The organism is Streptomyces enissocaesilis (assembly GCF_039533765.1).
Taxonomy (GTDB): Bacteria; Actinomycetota; Actinomycetes; order Streptomycetales; family Streptomycetaceae; genus Streptomyces; species Streptomyces enissocaesilis.
Window position 1 is genome coordinate 1 of the sequence record NZ_BAAAUD010000109.1, and the last position, 21,516, is coordinate 21,516.

Genomic DNA, 21,516 nt, shown 5'->3' on the forward strand with positions numbered 1-21,516 from the left:
CCGCCAAGCACGCCGTCCTCCTCGCCGTCGCCAGCCTCAACGAAGCCCTCAACACCACCCCCTGACCCGCCCCGACGGCGGCCGCCACCACACCCACACCACCCACACCACCCAGGCGGCCGCCACCATACCCACACCACACAGCACATCGGCACCGGCACCGGCTTCGGCGATATCGGTGTGCGAGTGGGGTCTCACGAAACCTCGTACTCGCGCCCCGTGCCGGGTTCGATGATCGGAGTGCGGTCCACAGGAAGACGGCCTGTCTGACGGCATGCAGAGGACCTGCCGAGGGGACATCTTCAAGGCCGGATGTAGCCGCCCGTGACTTCGCGATACATGCGCAGCTTGGACGATCGCGTATGTATGCCGGACAGTCGAAGATGGAGCGTCCACCGGTGCGCCAGTAACTTCGGGTGCGTCAGCATGCTCACGTTTTTCCAAGGAGTCCCTTGTGAACGCATCACCCCGGATAACGACTCCCTTCACCCCTGACGCGAGCGCCCGTGAGGTGATCGACGGTGTCGACCTGACGGGGCGCCGTGCCCTGGTCACCGGTGGCACCTCTGGCATCGGTGCGGAAACCGTCAGGGCTCTTGCCCTGGCCGGCGCTGAGGTCACCGTGGCCACCCGCCGTCCTGAGACGGCGGGACTGCTTGTCAGCGAGCTGTCCGGTGTCTCGGGTGCCGGGCCCGTGCGCGCCCAGGCGCTCGAGCTGTCCGACCTCTCTTCTGTGCGCAATTTCGCCAGGGAGTGGCAGGGCCCGTTGGACATCCTCGTAGCCAACGCCGGAATCATGGCCCTGCCGCAGCGGGTGACTAGCGCAGAGGGCTGGGAAATGCAGCTGGCCACCAACTACCTGGGGCATTTTGCGCTGGCGAGCGCGCTTCTGCCATCAATGACGGCATCTGGTTCGGCCCGCATCGTGATCGTGAGCTCGGGAGCGCATCGCGCTTTTCCTCTCGACTTGGCGGACCCGCAGTTCGAGCAGCGGCCCTATGACCCGTGGGCGGCTTACGGACAGTCCAAGTCGGCCGATGTTCTCCTCGCTGTCGGTGCGCGCCGCTGGTTGAGCGATGGCATCACGGCCAACGCGGTCAACCCCGGCTACGTGCTGACCAACCTGCAGCGGCACCTCGACGACGACACCATGCGTTCCTTCGGCGTGATGGACGACGACGGCAATGTGAAGCCGCTGCCCTACTACAAGACCCCTTCGCAGGGAGCTGCAGGGTCGGTGCTGCTTGCCGGCTCTCCTTTGCTGGCCGACGTGACCGGCCGCTACTTCGAGGACAACCAGGAGGCCGTGCTCGTCTCCGGTGACAAGGGCGAGGCCAGCGGTGTTGCCGCGCATGCTGTCGATCCGGAAGTCGCAGACCGCCTGTGGGACTACGCCACTGACGCCATCTCGAAATAGGGCGCGCGGACCTGGCTGCGCCATCGCTGCCCGGGGCTGATTCCGACTATTTCGGCGGCAGTCTTCCCCCGACCAGCGATGTGATTGTTCAGCTCGTCGCTCGTCTCGTCTGTGACAGGCTCAACCGAAAGGGAAACGCATGCCGAACAAATTCCGAGACGACGACATTGTCCACATTCGCGACGAAGTGTACCTGGTCTCAGGCAGCAATACCAACTGGGTCGTGGTCAAAGAGGGTGACAGCGCGACCCTCATCGACAGCGGCTACCCGGCCGACTATGAACGACTGCTCGCCTCGCTCGCCACTCTCGGACTGCACCAGGGCGCCGTGAACGCCCTGCTGGTCACTCATGCCCACAACGACCATATCGGGGCAGCCGAGCGCATGCGGGCGTTGCACGACATTCCTGTTCTCATGCATCAGGAAGAGGTTCCGCATGCCCGCCGGGACTTCCTGCAGCAGGTATCCGCCGGTCAGGTCCTCACACAGGCTCTACACCCTGGCGTCCTGCCCTGGGCGTTCCACGCGCTGCGGGCCGGCGGAACCTACCACGTGCCTGTCCTAAATCCGCGCCCCTTCCCCACGCCCGGCTCTCTCGACCTCCCCGGGGCTCCCACCCCTATCCACACACCCGGGCACACCCTGGGACACTGCGCCTACCACCTGCCCGGCAGCGGCATACTTGTCAGCGGTGACGCCCTGGTCACCGGCCACCCAACTTCCCGGATCACCGGCCCTCAGCTACTCCCCGACATGTTCCACGCGAACCGCGACCGGGCCCTCACGTCCCTGGTCGCACTCGGGGGAATCGACGCCGACACGATCCTGCCAGGACACGGACCGGCGCATTACGGAAGCGTGAAGGAGGCGGCTGCCCAGGCCCTCCAGCGGGCCGAACCCGACGCCGTGTTCGGCCGAGCAGCAGGGTCTGTGTAAGCGCTGGGCCACTCGCCATCCCCACACTGTCCGACGACGTTCCTCGATGAGGACCGTGCAGCTTGCGGCGGGCACACCTGGGTCTGCCCCGGGTCGCAGCCCGGCTTACCGACCGGGGCGCGCCTTGACTCACCTGCTCCTGCTGCGCACGAGGCTTAAGACGACCAGGGGCATCGACCGGTGCTAACTTGATATCGATATGTGTGAATTCAAGGAGTCTTGCTACACGTAACCCCTATCACTTACTCTCGGCAACATATGAATGCAGCCGCAAGCATGCTGCAAGTCTCCTCTTCTGCATACATCACACCTGCAGGACGGCTGCGGACAGTACCTCAAGGCGCCGCAGACAGTCGGTTTCCGCACTGGCCAGTACAAGCGCCGCCCCAGACCAGCCGTACCTGTGCGCCGCGCTTGCCGTCTGCGGCGAACCTTTCCCGACGAGAGGCCCATCGGTGTCCCAGCAAAAGCCCGAACCGCTACAGGTCGGTCCTCCGGCGGGGGACGGCAACCAAACAGTGATTCAGCACGCCAGAAGTACCCTGCCCGCTTGCCACGGTTCACACGAAGCCGCGACGCAGCCCGTTGCGGCCGGGCGCGGGCGCGGCGGGTGGATCGCCGTCAGCTCGGTGGCCGCCGCGTCCTTCGCGCTCGTTCTGTCCCAATTCGTCATGGTCGCTGTCCTGCCTGACGTCATGGAGCAGTTCGATGTCTCGGCCGGCAGAGCGGGCCTGGCCCTCGTCCTTCCCGGTCTTCTCGCCGCCGTGGCCGCACCTGTTCTCACGCTGGCCTTCGGGCAGCTTGACCGGCGTGCCGCCCTGTGGGGTCTGACAGCGATCATCGCTGTGTCGGATGTGATCGCGGCCCTCGCTCCCAACTTCGGCACCCTCATGGTGGCCCGTCTGGTGCTGGGCGGCGCAATCGGTGCGTTCTGGACGATGGGAGTCGGCGTGGGCCGTCGGCTCGTGGCGCCGACGCAGGTGACGAGGGCCACCTCATTGGTCATGGCCGGCATCTCTGCCGGCACGGTGGTGAGCCTGCCCCTGGGCAACATCGTGGCTCAGTACTGGGGTTGGCGGTCGGCCTTGGCGGCCGCGAGTGTCCTGAGCGTCTCGGTGCTGCTGGTTCAGCTGCGTACTCTGCCGAGGATGCCCGCTGCGGGCGCCCTGCACGCCGGGGACGTCTTCGGGCTGCTGCGCCGCCCGAAGGTCCGGGTCGGCCTGCTGCTGTCTGCGCTGCTCTTCTTCGGTCACTTCGGGGCCTACACCTTCGTCTCGTCGTTCCTGACGGACCAGGCCGGCTTCTCCGCTACAACCGTCGGCGGACTCCTGCTGCTCTACGGTGTCGCGGGGTTTGTCGGCAACTTCGCGGCCGGAGCCACGCTCGATCGCAGTCTTCCCGCCACGCTGGGCACCGCAGCAGCGGTGCTGGCAGCGTCGGTGCTCCTCCTCGGTCAGTGGCACTCCCAACCCGCAGCCGTCGTCGCACTGTTCCTTTGGGGGATCGGCTACGGAGCCATCCCCATCTCCCTGCAGACCTACATGATGCGCGGGACCACGGCAGAGGGCGGGCTTGCGCTGTTCGTGACCGTCAGCCAGCTGTCCCTGGCGACAGGCTCCTTCGTCGGAGGCCTGTTCGTCGACCGTTACGGCCTGCCAGCCGACTACACCGTCTCCGCGCTCCCCGCGGTCATCGCGGTCTTGATCGCGGCCACGCGACTGCGCCGCCATACACAGGTATCGGCAGTGTCTCGCCCGGACGTGCAGTCGGCGTAGGGGCACCCGTACGTGAAAACCGAGAGGCCAATGAATACAGTCAACGCAAGCGAAGTCATCCTGCAGATCAACGGCACCGTAAAGACGCTGTTGGTGGATCACCGCGTCACACTCCTCGATCTGCTGCGCGAGCATCTCGGTCTCACCGGGACGAAGAAGGGGTGCGACCACGGGCAGTGCGGCGCGTGCACGGTGCTGTTGAACGGGCAGCGGGTTAACAGCTGTCTGAAGCTGGCGGTCGCTGCCGACGGTGCCACGGTCGTCACCATCGAAGGAGTCGCCGATCTCACCGAGGGCGACGGTCTGCACCCGCTGCAGGAAGCGTTCGTCGCCAATGACGCCATGCAGTGCGGCTACTGCACACCCGGACAGATCTGCTCTGCCCTGGGCGCACTGGCGGAAGCGGACGCAGGATGGCCAAGCCACGTCACCCCCGATGTGGCCGCAGGTGTCGAATCGGCGTCCGCTCTTGATGCAGACGAGATCCGGGAACGCATGAGCGGCAATCTCTGCCGGTGCGGCGCCCATTACGGAATCGTTGCCGCCATCGCTCAGGCGGCAGCGGGGAGCAACCGATGAAGTCCTTCGCCTACAAGCGTGCTACCAGCGTCGACGAAGCCGTCTTGGCGGTCGCCGGCCATCCCGAGACGGTCTACCTCGCCGGCGGTACCAACCTCATTGACCTGATGAAGCTCGGAGTCAGCCGCCCGCAGGCCCTGGTGGACATCTCCCGCCTGCCCCTGGACCACCTGACGCACCAGGACGGCCACACCGTCATCGGCGCGATGGCGACGAACGCTGCCGTCGCCGGCGACCCCGTCATCCGCGCCAACTTCCCGGTGCTGTCCGAAAGCATCCTGGCAGGCGCATCCGGGCAGCTGCGCAACAGCGCGAGCACGGCAGGGAATCTGCTGCAGAAGACCCGCTGCGCGTACTTCCAGGATGTGAACAAGCCCTGCAACAAGCGAGCCCCAGGGTCGGGCTGTCCGGCCCGCGCTGGCGCACACCGCGATCTCGGCATCCTCGGCGTCTCCACCTCCTGCATTGCGACCCAGCCCTCCGACATGGCCGTCGCTCTCTCGGTGCTGGACGCCACCGTGAGCCTGCGCAGTGCCACCGGTGAGCGCACGGTGAAGCTGCAGGACTTCTATGTGGCACCGGGCACGACCCCCCACCGCGAGACCGTCCTGGAGCACGGCGAACTCATCACGCAGGTAGCACTTCCGGCCCTCCCCGAAGGGGCGGTATCGCGTTACCACAAGGTACGTGACCGCTGGTCCTACGCCTTCGCGGTGATCAGTGTGGCCGCAGTAGTGGTGATGGACGCCCACGGGCGGATCAAGCAGGCCCGCATCGCCTGGGGCGGGGTGGCCCCGCGGCCGTGGCGCGCCTTTCTTGCCGAAGCCGAGCTCCGCGGCCACAAACCCTCCCCGGAACTCTTCGAGCGGGCCCTGCGAGCCGAACTGCGCCACGCCACACCTCTGCCGCAAAACGAGTTCAAGGTGAACCTCGTCAAGGATGTGACGGTCGGCCTCCTCACAGATCTCGCTCATCCCGCAGAGGACCGGAAGGTGACACGATGACCTCGGTTGGTACGCCGGTCGAACGCCAGGACGCACGGGCCAAAGTCACCGGCGCGGCCACGTACGCCTACGAACACCGCGTCGACGGTGTGCTGTACGCGTGGCCGGTGACCTCGACCATTGCCAGGGGACGCGTCGCGGACATCGACGTGGACTCCGCGATGGTCACGCCGGGGGTCGTGGCTGTCCTGCATGCGGGCAATGCTGCCCGGCTCGAGACGGACATCGACCTCGGCCCGGTGCAGCAGGCGTCCGTACCGGAGCTGTACGTGCTCCAGTCGGACAAGATCGCCTACCGAGGTCAGATCGTTGCCGCGGTCATCGCGACCTCGGCCGAGGCGGCCCGCGAAGGTGCGGAGAATCTGCTCGTCCGCTACGAGGAACAGGCGTACGACGCCGTCTTCCGGGCTCAGGATCCGCGTGCCTACGTGCCGGCCATGCTCGGTGACCTGGGCCCGGGAAACGTCAGCCGCGGTGATGCGGATGCCGCCCTGGAGACCGCCGAGGTCGTCGTCGACGTCGCCTACACCACGCCGGCCCAGCACCCCCATCCGATGGAACCGCACTCCACCCTCGCCAGATGGACGGACGGGCGGCTGACGCTCTACAGCTCCGAGCAGGGGCCCTCCAACACCAGTCAGGCGTTCGCCGCCCTGCTGGCCATGGATGCTGACGACGTCGAAGTGGTCTGTGACTACGTTGGCGGAGGCTTCGGCGCCAAGGCATCCCCGCGGCCGCCTGCCGTGCTGGCGGTCCTTGCCGCGAAGTTGGTCGACCGGCCCGTCAAGGTCGCGTGGAATCGTCGGTTGATGACCGCGCACGCGACCTACCGGTCGCCGACGATCCAGCGCATCAGGCTCGGAGCTGACGGCAACGGGAAGCTGGGCGCCATCGTGCATGAGGCTCAGCACATGACGTCGGCACTGTCCGACTACGTGGATCAGACGGCAAGCTCCGCCCGTATGATGTACGCCGCCGAACACGCTCGGACCACCGGCACGGCGGTGCGGCTCGACGTTCCCTCGGCAGGCTGGATGCGCGGGCCCGGTGAGACGCCGGGCATGTTCGGCCTCGAGTGCGCGATGGACGAACTCGCCTATCGCCTGGACCTGGACCCCATCGAGCTGCGGATCCGCAACGAGCCCGAGGTCGATCCCTCCGACGGCAAGCCGTTCAGCAGCCGCAACCTGCTCACGTGCCTGCAAACGGGAGCGGAGCAATTCGGCTGGGCCGACCGCGACAGGCGGCCGGGCACCCGCCGTTACGGCCGGTGGCTTGTCGGCACGGGTGTGGCAGCTTCCCGCTATCCCGTCTTCACCGTGCCGAGCCGCGCATACGCCACCGCCGAGACCGACGGCACCTTCACCGTCGCGATCGGTGCGGTGGACATCGGCACAGGGTCACGGACGGTGCTCACGCAGATCGCTGCGGACGCACTCGAAGTCCCCGTCGCTCGGATACGCCTCGACCTCGGCCGTGCCTCCTACAGCGTGGCCGCGTTCGCCGGGGCCTCCCTGGGCACCGCCTCCTGGGGGTGGGCGGTCGAAAAGGCCGGCCGCACCCTGAAAGCCAGACTCCGCGACGGCGCACCGCTGGGGACAGTGGTGGACGTTGACACGACCGCAGAGGTGAGTGCCATGCGTGACGTCAGCCGCAACGCCTACGGAGCTCAGTTCGCCGAGGTCAAGGTCGATACCGTCACGGGCCAGATACGGGTGGAAAGGATGCTCGGCGTCTTCGCCGCCGGCCGCATCATCAACCCGCGCACCGCCCGCTCCCAGCTGATCGGCGGCATGATCATGGGCATCGGCGGTGCCCTGATGGAAGCGGCGGACATCGACGAGGCCCTCGGAGACTTCGTCCAGTCCGACCTGGCCGGCTATCACTTCCCGACGCACGCCGATATCAGCGACATCGACATCGTCATGCTTCCTGAGGCAGACGACGAACTCAGCCCGGTCGGCAGCAAGGGGATCGGCGAGATCGGTGTCGTCGGCGCAGCAGCGGCCATCGCCAACGCCGTGCACCACGCGACGGGCCAGCGTTTCCGGAACCTGCCACTGCGCCTGGAGGATGTGCGCGACGCTGCGCTTGACGGCACGAATTCCTACTTGGGCCCGCGATGAGCTGGAAAGCGACACTGACGGCGCGAGTCTGCGCGGTGCCGCTCCCGGTTCTCCCCCGGGGCGCCGACTGCACGTCGGCACAGACAGATGTCGCTGTGTCCGCAGTGCCGATGCATCCAGGTGCCCCCTGTAAAGGGCGGGAGCGGGTGTCTCGACGAGAAGCCACCTGACGCACTGGCAGGCACCGGCCTTCGGGGGGACGGTTCGTTGGTACCTACGTGCCCTGGTCGAACACTCACACGTAAAACGGTGGGTGCTCGCAGGCGCGCGGCAGAACCGTCATGTCTCACCTGGCATGTCCTGCGGGCTGCCCGGCGGGTCGGAATGTATTGCTCCGTTTCGGCGTCCAGCCGACGGGGTTTTCACACGGCAGCCACAGCCGACAACTGCAGGTCGCGCATGGGCTGTCGCAGATAGGAGGAGGAACGACATGAAGGTACTGGTCACCGGGGCCTCAGGCACCGTCGGCAATCTCGTGGTGCGCAGGCTCGCCAAGCAGGGCGTGCCAGTTCGGGGCGTCGTGCGTCGCCAGCAGAGTGCCACCGCCTTGCGCGGCCAAAAACTGCCGGACGTTGAGGTCGTGGTCGCCGATCTGGCGAATGAAGCGACCGTCGCTCCGCTGATGGACGGCGTCGATGCGGTGTTCCTGGTGGCGGCCAATGTGCCCGACCAGCTCGACCAGGAACTGTTCGTGATCCGGGCGGCCTCCGCGGCGAAGGTACGGCGTCTGGTCAAGCTCAGCGTTGGCGGCGCCTCACCTGACGCGCCGCTGGCCCTGGCCCGTGTCCATCATGCGGCAGAGCAGGAACTGGCGGCCAGTGGCCTCACGTATACCGTGCTGCGGCCTTCGTTCTTCATGGACAACCTGCTGCAGTACATTCCCTGGATCGACTCCTCGGGCCGCCTTCCCCTACCGACGGGCGATGGCGCCATGTCGATGATCAACTCCCGTGACATCGCCGATGTCGCCGCGGCCGAACTCACGACCGACTCCATGGAAAACCACGATCTGGCGCTGACGGGACCGGAAGCGCTCACCATCGACCAGGCGCTGGCACGGGTGGGGGAGGTCACCGGTCACTCTCTCAGCCACCTCGACGCCACCCGGGAAGACTTCCTTCGCCGCTACACGGCCGATGGCAACACGGCCGAGTACGCGGAGGACATCGCCACCCTCTATGACGGCATCCTGCGTCAGGGCTACGGCGCCGGCATCACCGAGACCGTGGAGAAGGTGACCGGCAACCCGGCCCGTACCATCACCGACTTCGCGCGTGACCACGTCGCGGACTTCGTTCAGACCCAAAAGCCCACGGACGGCTGAGGAGCCCCCTGCGGCAGTGGCTCCGGGAGCGACTCCCGGCCCCGCTTACGGACGAGAGGCGGTCCCACCGGCACATTCAGAGGTGCCGGTTCCAGCGGTTCTGGCCGTGCGTAAACCCGTTTGTCCTTGTCTGCACTCGGGTCCCCCTGCTTGTCCGTACCGACAGATCTCTTGCGCGTGATCGGCGCGGATAGTACGGGTGTGCAGGGAGACCCCAATTGGTTTCACTCGGCGGCGAGTGTACGCACGGTGTTCTTGCGCAGGGCCAGTAGTGCCGGCACGACAGCAGCGGTCGTGATAAGGACGAGACTTGCAACGACGACTGTCGACACGGCGCCGAGACCGAACACGGGTGGCACATCGAGCGCCCACGCGCCGACGAGACCGGTGGCCAGCACGGTCGGAACGGCGAGCAGTACGGCTGTGGTCACGTAGATGACGGCCTCGGACACAACTGCCGCCACTATCGTCGCTGTTGTGCCGCCGCTCACGAGCAAGAGGGCGACCTCGCGGTCTCGCTGGCGTCCTGCCATGAACAGCGTGACCGTTGCACCGGTCAGGGACAACAGGATTGGTCCTCCCAGCAGCAGCACGACCCCACCGATAGAAAACGTGTCCCCGCCCGGCGCGGTGCCTTGCGAGGCATAAAGGCATCCCACGAGGGACACGGCCATGACGAGGGGAATGATGACGGCGGTGCTCTGACTGGCGTGGTGTGCGGCGGCCTGCCGGGCGAGATGCCACCACCCGGGCAGAGGCAGCGGCAATACCGCAGTCCACCTGCGAAGGAGCGCCACCATGAACACCGGGCTGAGAGCAGAAAGTAGCCCAGCTGTGAGGGGACCGATCAGCATGAGCGACGTTGCCGCCTTCTCCGGTTCTGCCCCCGGCAGGCTCACGACGATACTGACCAGGATGAGAAAGAGGGCTGCACCGGTGAGCCAGCGCGTCGTGCTCATGCCCTTGGTTGGTGCCTCAGGTTCACGCAGCGCCTGGATCGCGGGTATCTGGGCAGCGCGGCGGGCACCGCGTGAACCCCCCAGAAGTACCGTGACGAGCACGTATGCGATCACTGCGCCGACTGCAACCGGACTGAACGCAGGCGTTATGTCCCTCAGTTGCGGCACATTTGCGAAGCAGAAGGCGAAGAGCGGGCGCAGCAACGGCACGGCGGCCGCGCATCCGGCGGCGCCTCCGATCAGGGCCATGAGCGCGAGCTGGGCCTTGACCACCCTGCGCACCTGCTGCGGGCCGAGTCCGACCAGCTGCCAAAGCGCGTAGGAGCGCTGATGCAGGGCGACTGCCAGATTGGTGATCGATCCGAGCACAACTACGGAGGTGACGGCGCTGAAGAGGATGACGGTGCCGCTGATCCCGTACAGGGCGAGGCCGGCGGTGCCACCGACCTGCGTGGCGGTCTGGATGTCGCTTGCGACAATCGCACCCACGACGGCGGCCACGGCAGCGATCAGCGCGGCACCGAGCCAAATGCGTAGATTATCGATGAGGTCACCGAGGATCAGACGAATCACGTCAGGCCACCTGGCTTCCGCGGTCTGTCACTGCGTCGAAGACTTCCTCGGCGCTCGGGCGGAGCAACTCTCGGTGGACAGCGCCATCTCGCAGGACCAGGACCCGGTCAGCGCGGGCGGCCGCCTGCAGGTCGTGCGTCACCATCACCACCGAGCAGTCCTGAGCTGCGGTGTTCCGCAGGAGGGCCAGAACCTGTGTGCCTGCCTCGGTGTCCAAGGCTCCGGTCGGTTCGTCAGCGAACACAATGTCCGGGCTCATCGCTAGGACTCGGGCAATGGCCACCCGTTGCTGCTGCCCGCCCGACAGTGTCCCCGGCTTCTGCTCGGCTTGCCCGCTCAGGCCGACAGCGGCCAGCGCAGCGTCGACCCGTTCGCGGCCTGCCTTGCGACGGGCCAGTCGAGCGGGTAGGGCAACGTTTTCCGATGCGGTCAGCGAAGGGATGAGGTTGTAGGACTGAAAAATGAAGCCCACATGGTCACGTCGCAGCCGTGCCTGCGCCTTGCGGTCAAGGGCATCCAGATCGTTTCCAAGCAGGCGGACCGTCCCCTCTGTGGGCGGCTCCAGCCCCGACATGCAGTACAGCAGGGTGGATTTCCCTGAGCCGCTCGGTCCGACGATGGCGACGAACTCGCCGCGCGCGACGTCGAGTGAGATACCTCGCAGTACTGGCACCGGTGCCTGGTTCGTGGCTGCAGGCATGGCTTTGCTGAGGTTACATATCTCGAGAAGATGTTTGTTCATACCTGAGATCCTGACGGTCTGGGGCAGGTGAATACGTCATTCCGCCGGACGTTGCTTCTCCACCTCCAGAGGGACACACACCCTACGGGGCGGGACGTTCACGGCGGCTGGCTGCTGTCGGCCAGCCCGTGGAAAAGCGGCAGTCATGGGCTGCCCCTACTCTTATGGGTCGGCGTCGGGAACGGCAAAGCCGAGCCTGCCCGCGCATCCCACCACCCTTGCTGGTCGGTCGGCGAGTACTTTTTGACCTATACGTGAGGCAATCGACCGAGGATGATGTGGACCGCACCGGGTCGGGTAACGCCTGTGAGGCGCTGGCCGAACGGAAGTCGGCCCGACAGATGCGCTTGAGGGCCACCTCAGGTCGGCCGCCGTTACTTCGAAAGTGCGGCTTCCGCGCCGGCCGCTGCTCGGTGACGCTCCCGTGCGGAGGTCAACTGCCGTAGAGGCTAGGGCGAGACGCCTGTATGGGCCCAGATGCCATCCGCGCCACATGCGCGACGCCCTCGCCGTTGGAGTCATAAAGTACGTGGCTGGCCTCCTGATGTCGACATGCGTCGCTGGGCTTAAGGGCCGCGGTGGAGTGTCTCATCCCGAGGGAGAAGCAACGGTTGGCCTGCTTGCCCACTTGACCAGGATGCGCGTGCCGTCCCGCCTCCCAGCTCGGCCTGCCGCGCTGGCCCCACACATAGGCGGGGGCCCAACGCTGCCGTTGGTGCTCCCTCAGACACGGAAGGGGTAGGCATGCGGTGTTCACAGGTGATGGCTACCGGCAGGTACATTCGCTGGCCACCGAAGGCGGCGCCCCACTTGGACACCCTTCCCTGGTCCATCGCTACATCGTCAAAGTGTCCGCTCCAAGGAACGCCCCAAGTCGGTGGACATACCCCGAGGTCAAGGGCTGACCTCGCTGGTACCGCGTCCCGTTGGTTCCGATCATGTGATCCCCGCTGTCCCGCGCGACCCGGTGCGGGGCCGCGCCACCCCAGGGACTCGACCAGTGACTACCCTGGTCTCCTGGGGACCCGGACCGGGGATGATAGGGGCGTATTTCATTACCTCCAGGCGGGACGCCTGTCGACATGTATGGACGACAGGTGAACAGATAGAGATCACTCTAATCAATTGACACATCAGCCAGTTGGTTCTTACGATCGCCGCATGAACGTATCGATTCCGGATATGACCGGATCGCGCAGAATTGCCCTTCTTGTCGTGGACGGCGTATCCATGCTGGATGTTGCCGCACCGTCGGAAGTCTTCGCCGAGTCACGGCACGCAAGCAGCAACTACGAGCTCGTCGTATGTTCCCCCGACGGCAAAGACGTCAAAACCGGCAGCGGCCTCTCTCTTCACGCCGACGGCAACGCCCACGATGAAGGCCCTCTCGACACGGCGATCATCGCGGGCGGCTGCAGTTTGCCTACTCGCACCCTCACTCCCGAACACATTTCGGCAGCACGCCATCTGGCAGGACGTGCACGACGCGTGGCAAGCCTGTGCACGGGCGCCTTCGTCCTGGGAGCCGCCGGCCTCCTTGATGGCCGCAAGGTGACGACGCACTGGAACCACACTCAACGGCTGCAGGACCGCTATCCGAAAGCCGATGTCGTCCATGACAGCGAGCTCGTCACGGACGGCAACTTCATTACCTCTGCCGGGGAAAGCGCCGGAATCGCGTTGACTCTGCACCTCCTCAAAGAGGACCAGGGCGACAGGGTACACAGCGTGGTCGCCCGGGATCTTGTCGTCTACCAACCGCCGGACAATGCTGGCTCGGGTGCAGCAACACTCACCCCCCGCAACCCTCTGGTCCGCAGGCTGACCGAGGAGATTCTCGCAGACCCCACTGCGCAGTACACGCTGGCAGACCTCGCACACCGCGCGGCCGTCAGCCCGCGCCACCTCTGCCGCCTCTTCCAGGAAGAAGTGCAGACGACACCCGCCAAGTTCGTTGAGCAGGTGCGCTTCGACAGTGCCCGTTCGCTTCTCGACAACGGCGAATCGGTGACCAACACCGCCTACATGTCAGGGTTCGGAAGCATGGAAACTCTGCGGCGTGCCTTCATCAACCGCTTGGGAATCTCACCGCGGGCCTACCAGCACCGGTTCAAGACGGTGGCATAGAACGCATGTGAGTCGCTGCCGGTGATCCGCTGGCTGTGCTTGCAGCATCCCGGAGGAGAACGACCTGATGCCAGTCTGCGCATGGTGACACGAGTCCCCGGAATGACGGCCGGTTCATCGTTTCAGCCCACTTCACGCGCGGCCACCGGCTTTCACCCTGCACCCGCCACCCCAGAGACAGCGACAGCACCTGGCGGGAGCAGACACATGCCAAACGCGTAGGCTTCCCGCGCAGGCCGGCCGAGTGCTGCACGTCTCGCCGAAGAAGCGTAATTCCCCGCACGCAGGGCCTGCAGATCACCCCTGCGGTCACCCAGAACGCTCAGGTTGTCGCACCCACTCCGTGACAGACAGCCTCTACCGCATGCCTGCCCCACCGCCGGCAGTTGAATCGTGCACGGCGTGCAGCTGGATATAGCCATGAAGCGCGCCACCAGCGTGCCCCAGGGCGCGCCGAGAGCTACCTTCACTATTTGCAGGAGACTGGATGCTGGACATCGCCGAGGAGTTGTACCGGTGGATCAGCGAGGACCGTGACTTCGCGGTAGCAACCGTTACCGCTGTCAGCGGCAGCGCCCCCCGCGCGCCGGGCGCCGCCCTTGCTGTGACTACCGACGGAACTGTCGTCGGATCGGTCTCCGGCGGCTGCGTAGAAGGCGCTGTCTACGATATGTGTCAACAGGCCCTGCGCGATGGTGAAACCGTGCTGGAGCATTTCGGCTACAGCGACGAGGACGCCTTTGCAGTAGGACTGACCTGCGGTGGCAGCATCGATGTATTGGTCACCCCAATACGAAGGACGGATGCCGTACGGACGGTCCTCGCGTCCGCTGCAGCTGTTGCCGCCCTGGGTAAGGCGGCCGCGGTAGCGCGGGTGGCAAGAGGCCCGGCTGAGCTGAGGGGGCGTGGACTGCTGGTCCTGCCTGACGGGTCGCACCAAGGCGGCTTCGGTGACCATCCGGATCTGCAAGCGTCCGCTGTGGCAGCAGCGCGCACTGCCTTGACGACAGGACGGACAGGCACAGTGGTCATCCGCACCGACGGCTCGTACTACGGCGCACCGCTCACCTTGCTGGTGGAGGTGCGTGTCCCGGCGCCACGAATGATCGTCTTCGGTGCCACGGACTTCGCCGCCGCGCTGGTTGCAGCAGGGAAGCCCCTTGGCTATCACGTGACGGTGTGCGATGCCCGTCCCGTTTTTTCCACAGCCGCCCGCTTCCCCGCGGCCGATGAGGTCGTCACCGACTGGCCTCAGCGATACCTGGCAAGCACACACACGGATGAACGCACCGTGCTCTGTGTCCTCACACACGAGGTCAAATTCGACATACCGCTCCTTCAGCTCGCCCTACGGCTTCCCGTCGCCTATGTCGGCGCCATGGGCTCTCGACGCACGCACGCCGACCGCCAGCGGAGGCTGCATGAGGCCGGGCTCAGCAATCATGAACTGGCAAGACTCCATTCCCCCATCGGTCTGGATCTCGGTGCCCGCACACCCGAAGAGACCGCCGTGTCCATCGTCGCCGAAATAGTCGCCTTGCGGCACGGCGGAAGCGGGGCCTCACTCCGGGTTTCGGGCACCCCCATTCACAGGAACTGACGATGTCCCACCCGGCAGGCGCTGCAACATGAGCCTGACAGCCAACATCCAGACGGTCGTCGCCACCTGCACCGATCCGAAACCGCCCCATAGGCGCCGTGCCCAGTTCGCGGGCGCACTGCCGCAGCGTCTCAAGACACTTTCACCATGGGCGGAGTACGGCCCGCCCCATCTCACCCGCGATCAAGGGATGTGACCACAATGTCCGCCAGCACCGCCCGCATGGCGCGCTTCGCTACGATCTGTGACCAATGGGAGAAGGCTTGGACTGATTTGGACGGTGATGCGGTCGCAGCGCTGTGCGCGGAGGACCTGCTGTACGACGAACCTGCGCTCGGAGACACGCGGCGTGGCCGCGAGCATGTCCGTCAGCACGTGCTGAGCATGGCGCAGACATTTCCGCGAGGCTCGTCCTCCTTCACGCGTATGGGACTGTACGTAGAGGTGGAGCGTGACGCGATCGTGGTGGCGTGGCGTTTTAAGGGAACCCCGAAGGGAGGCGACCGAGCCGTCGAGTTCCACGGAGACGACCGGTTGGAAATCGGCCAAGACGGGCTTATCCATGCCTACCGGGGGCTCTACGACAACCGGCTCGTGCGCCGGCTGCTCCGCGAAGCGCAGGACTGACGATGCCGGCACCGGCGAGGGCTATGTACTAATCGGTGCGGTGTGGGCGCAGCCTCCGCAATGGCCGGCAGTGCATTCTCGACGCCCTGTACCACGCTCGGTGTAGGCGCCGAAGGCGCGCGGCTGCCCCAGACCATTGCCCGCTACAGCCGTGTCCGTCACCTGGGGCCATGGCAACGAGATGGCCAACGCCTTCGTCACCGCCACACAGATGTCAGTTTCTGCGACCCTGGGCCCGGGCAGCGGTGGTCCGACGGTCGCCCAACGGTCTGCTGCGGCAGCACGTTCCCATGCCTTCGGGCATGTCCAGACGCGCCTGAACCGACCTTGACACGGTCTTCACCAGCCTCAACAGCCGCCCACGCAAAACGCTCGGCCGGGAAACTCCGGCCGAGCGTTTGTCCTTCTCCTGCACCCATCCCTTGCGGAATGGTTTTGACACGAGGGAGTACCGCCCTGCTACGGCCTTGAGACAGCCGCCCTCTTCCTGGGCGACTAGGTGCGCGGCCACTCCGGCCGGCCCACGGTCTCCGCGCTCCCTGTCAGTATGGCCGCCGCAACCGTCGTGGTGCGGCGATCCCTGTAACGCACCGCTCGGCTCCCGGGCACGGATGCACTACGCGCCCATCGATCCGCTGCCGCAGGTGCTGGGCGTGGACGACTGTTTGTGCTGCCAGCGTCGTCGCCGCGGGCTCGCCCGACTCTGCAGCGTATGGGCCGTGTGGCAGCGCCTTGACCCCGCCCCGTTGGAATCAGACATGCACCCTGCAGCGCATCCAGTTTCCCCTTTTCGCTGGGAGCACTGCCTGCGGCCAGTTCCCAGCGATAGCGTGCTGCGGGCAATGGTTGCCGCAGTGCGCGGAGTCCGGTCCGGAACCCCGCCCGCAATCGCGGTCAGGTATAGCCAGCTCGGCCGTAGTCAGCTCGCCTGGCCGAGAGCTACGGCCGACTGCAGAGCGTGTAGGTTTTTACTCATGCCCGGCTTGAGGGTGAGCAGGTCGTAGTACACCCCGACGGACTTCTCGTCGTCGTAGGTGCGCTGGAACTCGGAGGCCAGGGACAGCCAGGACGTCGGGGTGACGCCCAGCTGTACGAGGCGGGTGACGGCGGCGTCGTGAATGGCCGGCGTCTCCCCCGCGGTCGCATCGATGACAAGTGACACTTCATAGTCACGACGCAGAGCACCCAAAGCGGTGTGCACGATGCATCCCTCGGTCATCAGACCGGCGAGGACCAAGTGTTTCCGGTCCATAGCCGCCACTGCGGTTTCGAAGCCCTGGTGATCGAACGCATCGAAGGAACCTCCGCGGTGCACGAGCGGGTGCTCGCCCAGGACGGCGGACAGCTCCGGGTAGAGCGGGCCGCGAGGATCCTGCTCGGGGCCGAGAGTCACCACGAGCGGCACCTCATAGCCCAGTGCTGTCTTGGCCAGAGCCACTGCACCGTTAATGTTCTCGCTCACGTTCTGAGAGGTGAACACATTTGCGAACCCGGTGACGTAGTCGATGAGGACTATGCCCGTATTGTCGGCGGACCGGCGATCGATATGCATGACGACTCCTAGAGGATGCAATATTCATTAGAGAGGGCTAGGTAAACGGAGTCGAGACTACACCCGCGGCCGCGTCGACTTCGTGCCGAAGCCCAGTGGCAGGCCACATTGTTCCCTGCCGGCAGCCTGCCCCGTCCTGATCGGTCCCGCATGGAGGGCGGGGGGTCCTGCCCCGAGCGGTGTCCGCCCTCACGTACTGCCGCGCCCGCCTGTACCGCGCCTTCGACGTGGCCCTGGCGGCGGACATCGGGCTGTACGGCACACCGGGTCCCCGCCCCGCGACTTCCCGGCGCTGACCGCGCTGGCGCGAAGAGGGATTAAAGGCTCATGTGACGGCGCCCTGCCACACTCCTGTCTGCCGAAGCCGTGCGCACCGTAGTTGCCAGTGAGGCGCATGCTTCTGTCAGAGGGTTGGCGGGAGAGGAACAGGGGTTACGCCCTCTGGTGGAGTGATTCCCTTCGACGGCCCCTGCACTTTCGGCACTCGCGCCGTCATGGCCTTGCGCATCCCACTGACGTCCACCCGCCACATGAAGTGACACATCGTCAGCTAAGGCGTGGTTTTGAGGCGTGGGGCACGATCGCGCACGGCCATAGGTGCGTGCACTGCGCCCTACAAGCTGTGAAGGTTTTCCATAGGTAGGTATCTATCGATTAGAGTGGTCGCCATGAACCATTCCGGTACGGAGGCCGTCGCCGTCACTGAAACACGCCTGTCCCATGGCTTGCACCGTCGCGCTACCACCCTGTTGTCGCAGGCCGCGCTTCGTCCGTCAGTACCTCTTGCGGCTGTCGCCGAGCTGCGTAACTACCTGGTTAAGAACCTGCACCATCATCACGAGACGGAAGATCGGCAGCTGTGGCCGATGATCTGCGCCGTTGCGCCGGAGGCGGCCGAAGAGCTCGCCACCCTCAGTAAGGAGCACGACCAGCTGGACGGGGCGCTTGATGCGTTGGAGGCTGCTCCGGCGGGAAGCGACGCTGACCGGGAGAGCCTGCACCAGGCGGCCAATGTTGTACGTGAGCTCGTCCATCGCCACCTGGTGCACGAGGAGCCCATCCTGTTTCCCGCCCTGGAGAAGCTACCGCCCGAAAGCTGGGCGGCCTTCTCCCAGGAGGTCATCGCCACCTCTCCGATGGAAGCGGCGCACCTGACCGTGGGGTTCTTCGATGAGGTTGGGACGCCGGAGGAGGTAGGTCTCATCCTGTCTGGACTTCCTGCGCTTGCATTGGAGTTGGTACCGGTCATGCGGGAACAGGCCCGGGCATCGCTCGCGGTACTTTCTGGTGCGGACGTGAGCTGAACGGCTCCCCTCGGTCTCAGGGGGCGCCGGTCCTCCTGAGCGCCTCGGGCGGGCCCAGGAGCACCCGCTATACCGGATCGTCCATGCCAGCACCATGGCGATGGCGCTGCCGCTTGGGCCGCGTGCTAGGTGCAGCCGCATGCGGTCGGCGATGTTGCTCACACCGGGGTATGAGCGGGCTCGGTCTCTTGGTGCCACGACGACCTGCGTCGCTCCATCCATCGCTGCGTCTGTACGTTGCAGCGGGCACCCGACATGGCGGCATAGGCGCATCACCGGCGTCCAGGCGTTGCCGGCACCTCGAGCCCGTGCGGCGGGTGCTGTGCGCACGAGCTGTCTGCCCAGTCGCGGGGATGTCTTGCAGCGTCAACGCCAGCAGGGCGTTCGGAAGGGCGTAGCGAGAATCGCGAGTGCCAACGCTTAGAACGTGATCGAGCGTGCTCTCTTGCTGGGCCGCGTGTCTGCCTGCCTCCGGCGAGGGGGAGGACTTGGTCCGAGCTGACGGGTTGTGCCGCTACCGTTCAGCCTCGGGATCTGCAAGCACAGCCCACCTTGCCGCCCTTGCCAGCCATTGCTCGGCATCATCGAAACTCCAGTGCCGGTGGCTGACCAGACTGAACCAGGCGTCCTGGCCCACGTGAAACCAGAGCAGGTCGGCGGCTTTGTCCGTGGTCAAGCCCGGACGCAGAGCATCAAGGCCACTCAGCCGCTCAGCAATCAGTGTGAGCACCTTCATGAACTCCACATTGCCTGCCGCCAGTACGGCTGCAGCGCTCGGCTCGGCATGGCATTGGGGCACCAGGGCCTCCAGCATCCGCCAGTGCCCCTCGTGTGCCTGCCGGGTTCCCTGCGCAGTGGCGTTGATGACCTCACGCGGATCCTCGGTCTCGGTGATCCGGCGCATCGTGCGCTCAACACTCGAGTCTTCGATCGCAGGAGTGAGCAGTTCCAGGAGAATGTCTGCTTTGCCGCCGGTACTGCTGTAGACGGTCTGCGTCGCTACTCGAGCGGCCGCGGCAATCCTTCCCACGGTAACGTTGGAGTAACCGTGGGTGATAAAGAGTTCCTCGGCCGCTCTCAGGATCGCGGCGCGGGTCTCAGCAGCTGAGTCCATGCGCCGCGGGGAGCGGTAACTCCTGGTGCTCACCGTTCTCCTCACCCCGCCGACAGAGGCCCTTTGCGGCATACCTTACCTGTTCCTAAAAGAGCTACGGTCAATGGGCGGACAAGGACATACGGAGTCAGTTGCTTCGTGATTCGTTGAAGTGCCTGGCCATATCGATAGCGCACAGGCACCACAGGCTTGGTGGGCTCATGCCAGGGCCGTGCCGTTCGGCGTATATCTACATCACAACTGCCAGGCTCGTGCACAGATGTCGAAAGGCCTGCCTGTCGGCATCACGCGATGCCGGTCATCCTGCGGGCGGCCGGTTGCGAGGCATACTGGCTCTATCGTGCATCTTTGGTGCGTTCCCGCGGCTCGGCTCTGACGAGCCCGTGAGTACCATGCCCAGCGTCATCCACACACAAGGGAGCAACGGCTGTGCCTAGCGAACCGGCCTCCGGCCCACTCAAGTCGCGCTACGCGGAACTAGCCCACGCCGACCTGGAGGAGAACCGCCGTCGGCAAGCAGAACTGATGAGCCACGTGGAGGCACTGCGGGAAGAGGAGGCCCTGTTGGTGCACATCTGCAACCTCACAGGGCAGTCTGCGGTGGCGCCGCTTGGGGGACCTACACCAGGTCAGGTGCAGGGGGGCGCCTCTGCGGATTTTTCCGTGGGACAGTACCCTACTGAGCCCTCCCCGGACTTGTCGGAGAGCGGTCGCCATCGGCCCGAGAAGGAGACCGCCCCGAAGGCCGGCAGCAAACAGCCCCTGCTCAGAGACCTCGTTCTAAACCTGCTGCGAACCCATGACGAGCCACGCCTGGCCAGGGAGGTGCATGAGGAGTTCCTGCGGAAGCATCCGGACCGGCAGCCCTCCGTGCAGGTGGTCCGCAACACGATCGAAGGACTCGTCGCCAAGGGCCACGTCCGGCGGCACAAGCAGGGACGATCGGTCATGTACTCAGTGAGCGAACCGGTGACTGCAAATTCCGTTTAGAGATCGGCGGCGTGCCGGATGCGATATGCCGTTGCCCTGTCGTCGGCGTGCACACTTCTGAGTTCGTTCAGATCATGCCTGGGCTTCCGCCCAGCAACCTGTTTTCAAACGTATTTTCTCGGAGGTGCTACGCGTCTGCAGATGTCAATGGCTCATTCACACCTGGCGCCGAGTATTTTAAGATGCAATAATCTTGCTCGGGCGTTGGTGGAGCGGCCTCCACCGTGTTGCACCGCCCTTCTTCCCACTGATGAGGTGAGTCACGCATGGTGAACCGCAAAACGCGACGGATCGTTGCTGCTACGGCTGCTGGCGGAGCCGCCCTGTTCGCTTGTACGGCCATGGCCCCGTCGGCTTCGGCGGCTACGGACTCCGGGGTGTCGTTCTTCAGCGGCAAGAACCTGACCGGCACGAGGACGGTCGCCGACCTGAACGCATCCGGCTGCCAGAACCTGTCCCAGCCGGCCCTGTCGGCAATGAACGTGTCCGCGTCCGACGTGTATGTCTACTACAACGCAAACTGCCGGCCGGGCCTGCCCGGCGCGGCCGGTGACTCCTACTTCGCCCTGGGAAGCCTGCACGCGGGCCAGTTCCCCTATGCGGCGGTGAGCTACCGGGTGGTCACCGGCAGCTGACCTCGCCCCCACAATCGACGATCCGGGTAAACCCCGCGTCATGGTCTGCCCTACACAGGCACCTGCCGCCGGCCCGTTCTGCGCATGTGCGCGGAGCGGGCCGGAGTGCTCTGCAACGGTCTCCTCACGTT

17 protein-coding genes are annotated in these 21,516 nt (G+C 65.6%); 13 read left to right on the top strand and 4 right to left on the bottom strand.

Going from position 1 to position 21,516, the window contains the following annotated elements:
* The first annotated feature begins 454 nt into the window (after nt 1-454).
* From ABD374_RS33045 to ABD374_RS33075, 7 genes are all read left to right on the top strand, one after another.
* Entirely contained in the window at nt 455-1,417 is a 963-nt protein-coding gene (locus ABD374_RS33045; protein WP_344500585.1) for an SDR family NAD(P)-dependent oxidoreductase, read from the top strand.
* Nucleotides 1,418-1,556: 139 nt separating this feature from the next.
* Nucleotides 1,557-2,354 carry an MBL fold metallo-hydrolase gene (locus ABD374_RS33050; protein WP_344500587.1) on the top strand — a complete coding sequence of 266 codons (798 nt, stop codon included), beginning with the start codon at nt 1,557-1,559 and terminating at the stop codon, nt 2,352-2,354.
* Between the two features lie 518 nt (nt 2,355-2,872).
* Nucleotides 2,873-4,129: an MFS transporter gene (locus ABD374_RS33055; protein WP_344500589.1), complete on the top strand. Its 1,257-nt coding sequence runs from the start codon at nt 2,873-2,875 to the stop codon at nt 4,127-4,129.
* Nucleotides 4,130-4,159: 30 nt separating this feature from the next.
* On the top strand, nt 4,160-4,708 hold the full coding sequence (locus ABD374_RS33060; protein ID WP_344500591.1) for a 2Fe-2S iron-sulfur cluster-binding protein: 549 nt from the start codon (nt 4,160-4,162) through the stop codon (nt 4,706-4,708).
* On the top strand, nt 4,705-5,712 hold the full coding sequence (locus ABD374_RS33065) for an FAD binding domain-containing protein (RefSeq protein ID WP_344500593.1): 1,008 nt from the start codon (nt 4,705-4,707) through the stop codon (nt 5,710-5,712). Before ABD374_RS33060 ends, ABD374_RS33065 begins: the two co-directional genes overlap by 4 nt.
* Nucleotides 5,709-7,838 carry a xanthine dehydrogenase family protein molybdopterin-binding subunit gene (locus tag ABD374_RS33070; protein ID WP_344500595.1) on the top strand — a complete coding sequence of 710 codons (2,130 nt, stop codon included), beginning with the start codon at nt 5,709-5,711 and terminating at the stop codon, nt 7,836-7,838. Before ABD374_RS33065 ends, ABD374_RS33070 begins: the two co-directional genes overlap by 4 nt.
* Nucleotides 7,839-8,268: 430 nt before the next feature.
* Nucleotides 8,269-9,162, top strand: a complete 894-nt coding sequence (locus ABD374_RS33075; protein WP_344500597.1) for an SDR family oxidoreductase — start codon at nt 8,269-8,271, stop codon at nt 9,160-9,162.
* A gap of 224 nt (nt 9,163-9,386) precedes the next feature.
* Here ABD374_RS33075 and ABD374_RS33080 read toward each other — a convergent pair whose 3' ends face one another.
* Together ABD374_RS33080 and ABD374_RS33085 are read right to left on the bottom strand one after the other, a co-directional pair.
* Nucleotides 9,387-10,694, bottom strand: coding sequence for an ABC transporter permease (locus ABD374_RS33080; protein ID WP_344500599.1), 1,308 nt, complete (start codon nt 10,692-10,694; stop codon nt 9,387-9,389).
* A 1-nt stretch (nt 10,695) separates the two neighbouring features.
* Entirely contained in the window at nt 10,696-11,436 is a 741-nt protein-coding gene (locus ABD374_RS33085) for an ABC transporter ATP-binding protein (protein ID WP_344500601.1), read from the bottom strand.
* A 1,161-nt stretch (nt 11,437-12,597) separates the two neighbouring features.
* On the opposite strand from ABD374_RS33085, the gene ABD374_RS33090 reads away from it, so the two are divergent.
* The 3 genes from ABD374_RS33090 to ABD374_RS33100 all read left to right on the top strand — a co-directional run bounded on the left by ABD374_RS33090 (nt 12,598) and on the right by ABD374_RS33100 (nt 15,790).
* A complete protein-coding gene (locus tag ABD374_RS33090; RefSeq protein WP_344500603.1) occupies nt 12,598-13,563 on the top strand; it encodes a GlxA family transcriptional regulator in 966 nt (321 codons plus the stop codon).
* Between the two features lie 487 nt (nt 13,564-14,050).
* Nucleotides 14,051-15,163 carry an XdhC family protein gene (locus ABD374_RS33095; protein ID WP_344500605.1) on the top strand — a complete coding sequence of 371 codons (1,113 nt, stop codon included), beginning with the start codon at nt 14,051-14,053 and terminating at the stop codon, nt 15,161-15,163.
* A gap of 201 nt (nt 15,164-15,364) precedes the next feature.
* Nucleotides 15,365-15,790 carry a nuclear transport factor 2 family protein gene (locus ABD374_RS33100; RefSeq protein WP_344500607.1) on the top strand — a complete coding sequence of 142 codons (426 nt, stop codon included), beginning with the start codon at nt 15,365-15,367 and terminating at the stop codon, nt 15,788-15,790.
* 919 nt (nt 15,791-16,709) lie between these two features.
* Here ABD374_RS33100 and ABD374_RS33105 read toward each other — a convergent pair.
* Nucleotides 16,710-17,342: an isochorismatase family protein gene (locus tag ABD374_RS33105; RefSeq protein WP_344500609.1), complete on the bottom strand. Its 633-nt coding sequence runs from the start codon at nt 17,340-17,342 to the stop codon at nt 16,710-16,712.
* A 668-nt stretch (nt 17,343-18,010) separates the two neighbouring features.
* On the opposite strand from ABD374_RS33105, the gene ABD374_RS33110 reads away from it, so the two are divergent.
* Complete coding sequence (locus tag ABD374_RS33110) at nt 18,011-18,646, top strand: hemerythrin domain-containing protein (RefSeq protein ID WP_344500611.1); 636 nt, start codon at nt 18,011-18,013, stop codon at nt 18,644-18,646.
* Between the two features lie 514 nt (nt 18,647-19,160).
* Here ABD374_RS33110 and ABD374_RS33115 read toward each other — a convergent pair.
* The gene (locus ABD374_RS33115) at nt 19,161-19,793 is read right to left on the bottom strand and encodes a TetR/AcrR family transcriptional regulator (RefSeq protein ID WP_344500613.1); all 633 of its coding nucleotides are present in this window, start codon (nt 19,791-19,793) and stop codon (nt 19,161-19,163) included.
* Between the two features lie 396 nt (nt 19,794-20,189).
* On the opposite strand from ABD374_RS33115, the gene ABD374_RS33120 reads away from it, so the two are divergent.
* The gene (locus tag ABD374_RS33120) at nt 20,190-20,750 is read left to right on the top strand and encodes a BlaI/MecI/CopY family transcriptional regulator (protein ID WP_344500615.1); all 561 of its coding nucleotides are present in this window, start codon (nt 20,190-20,192) and stop codon (nt 20,748-20,750) included.
* 341 nt (nt 20,751-21,091) lie between these two features.
* Entirely contained in the window at nt 21,092-21,385 is a 294-nt protein-coding gene (locus ABD374_RS33125) for a peptidase inhibitor family I36 protein (protein WP_344500627.1), read from the top strand.
* Nucleotides 21,386-21,516 lie beyond the last annotated feature (131 nt).

What these genes read in the sequence shown, in the direction of transcription:
- ABD374_RS33065 (WP_344500593.1), top strand. Translation starts at nt 4,705, where the DNA reads ATGAAGTCCTTCGCCTACAAGCGTGCTACCAGCGTCGACGAAGCCGTC.
- ABD374_RS33050 (WP_344500587.1), top strand. Translation starts at nt 1,557, where the DNA reads ATGCCGAACAAATTCCGAGACGACGACATTGTCCACATTCGCGACGAA.
- ABD374_RS33095 (WP_344500605.1), top strand. Translation starts at nt 14,051, where the DNA reads ATGCTGGACATCGCCGAGGAGTTGTACCGGTGGATCAGCGAGGACCGT.
- ABD374_RS33060 (WP_344500591.1), top strand. Translation starts at nt 4,160, where the DNA reads ATGAATACAGTCAACGCAAGCGAAGTCATCCTGCAGATCAACGGCACC.
- ABD374_RS33110 (WP_344500611.1), top strand. Translation starts at nt 18,011, where the DNA reads ATGAACCATTCCGGTACGGAGGCCGTCGCCGTCACTGAAACACGCCTG.
- ABD374_RS33090 (WP_344500603.1), top strand. Translation starts at nt 12,598, where the DNA reads ATGAACGTATCGATTCCGGATATGACCGGATCGCGCAGAATTGCCCTT.
- ABD374_RS33070 (WP_344500595.1), top strand. Translation starts at nt 5,709, where the DNA reads ATGACCTCGGTTGGTACGCCGGTCGAACGCCAGGACGCACGGGCCAAA.
- ABD374_RS33105 (WP_344500609.1), bottom strand. Translation starts at nt 17,342, where the DNA reads ATGCATATCGATCGCCGGTCCGCCGACAATACGGGCATAGTCCTCATC.
- ABD374_RS33125 (WP_344500627.1), top strand. Translation starts at nt 21,092, where the DNA reads ATGGCCCCGTCGGCTTCGGCGGCTACGGACTCCGGGGTGTCGTTCTTC.
- ABD374_RS33085 (WP_344500601.1), bottom strand. Translation starts at nt 11,436, where the DNA reads ATGAACAAACATCTTCTCGAGATATGTAACCTCAGCAAAGCCATGCCT.
- ABD374_RS33100 (WP_344500607.1), top strand. Translation starts at nt 15,365, where the DNA reads ATGTCCGCCAGCACCGCCCGCATGGCGCGCTTCGCTACGATCTGTGAC.
- ABD374_RS33075 (WP_344500597.1), top strand. Translation starts at nt 8,269, where the DNA reads ATGAAGGTACTGGTCACCGGGGCCTCAGGCACCGTCGGCAATCTCGTG.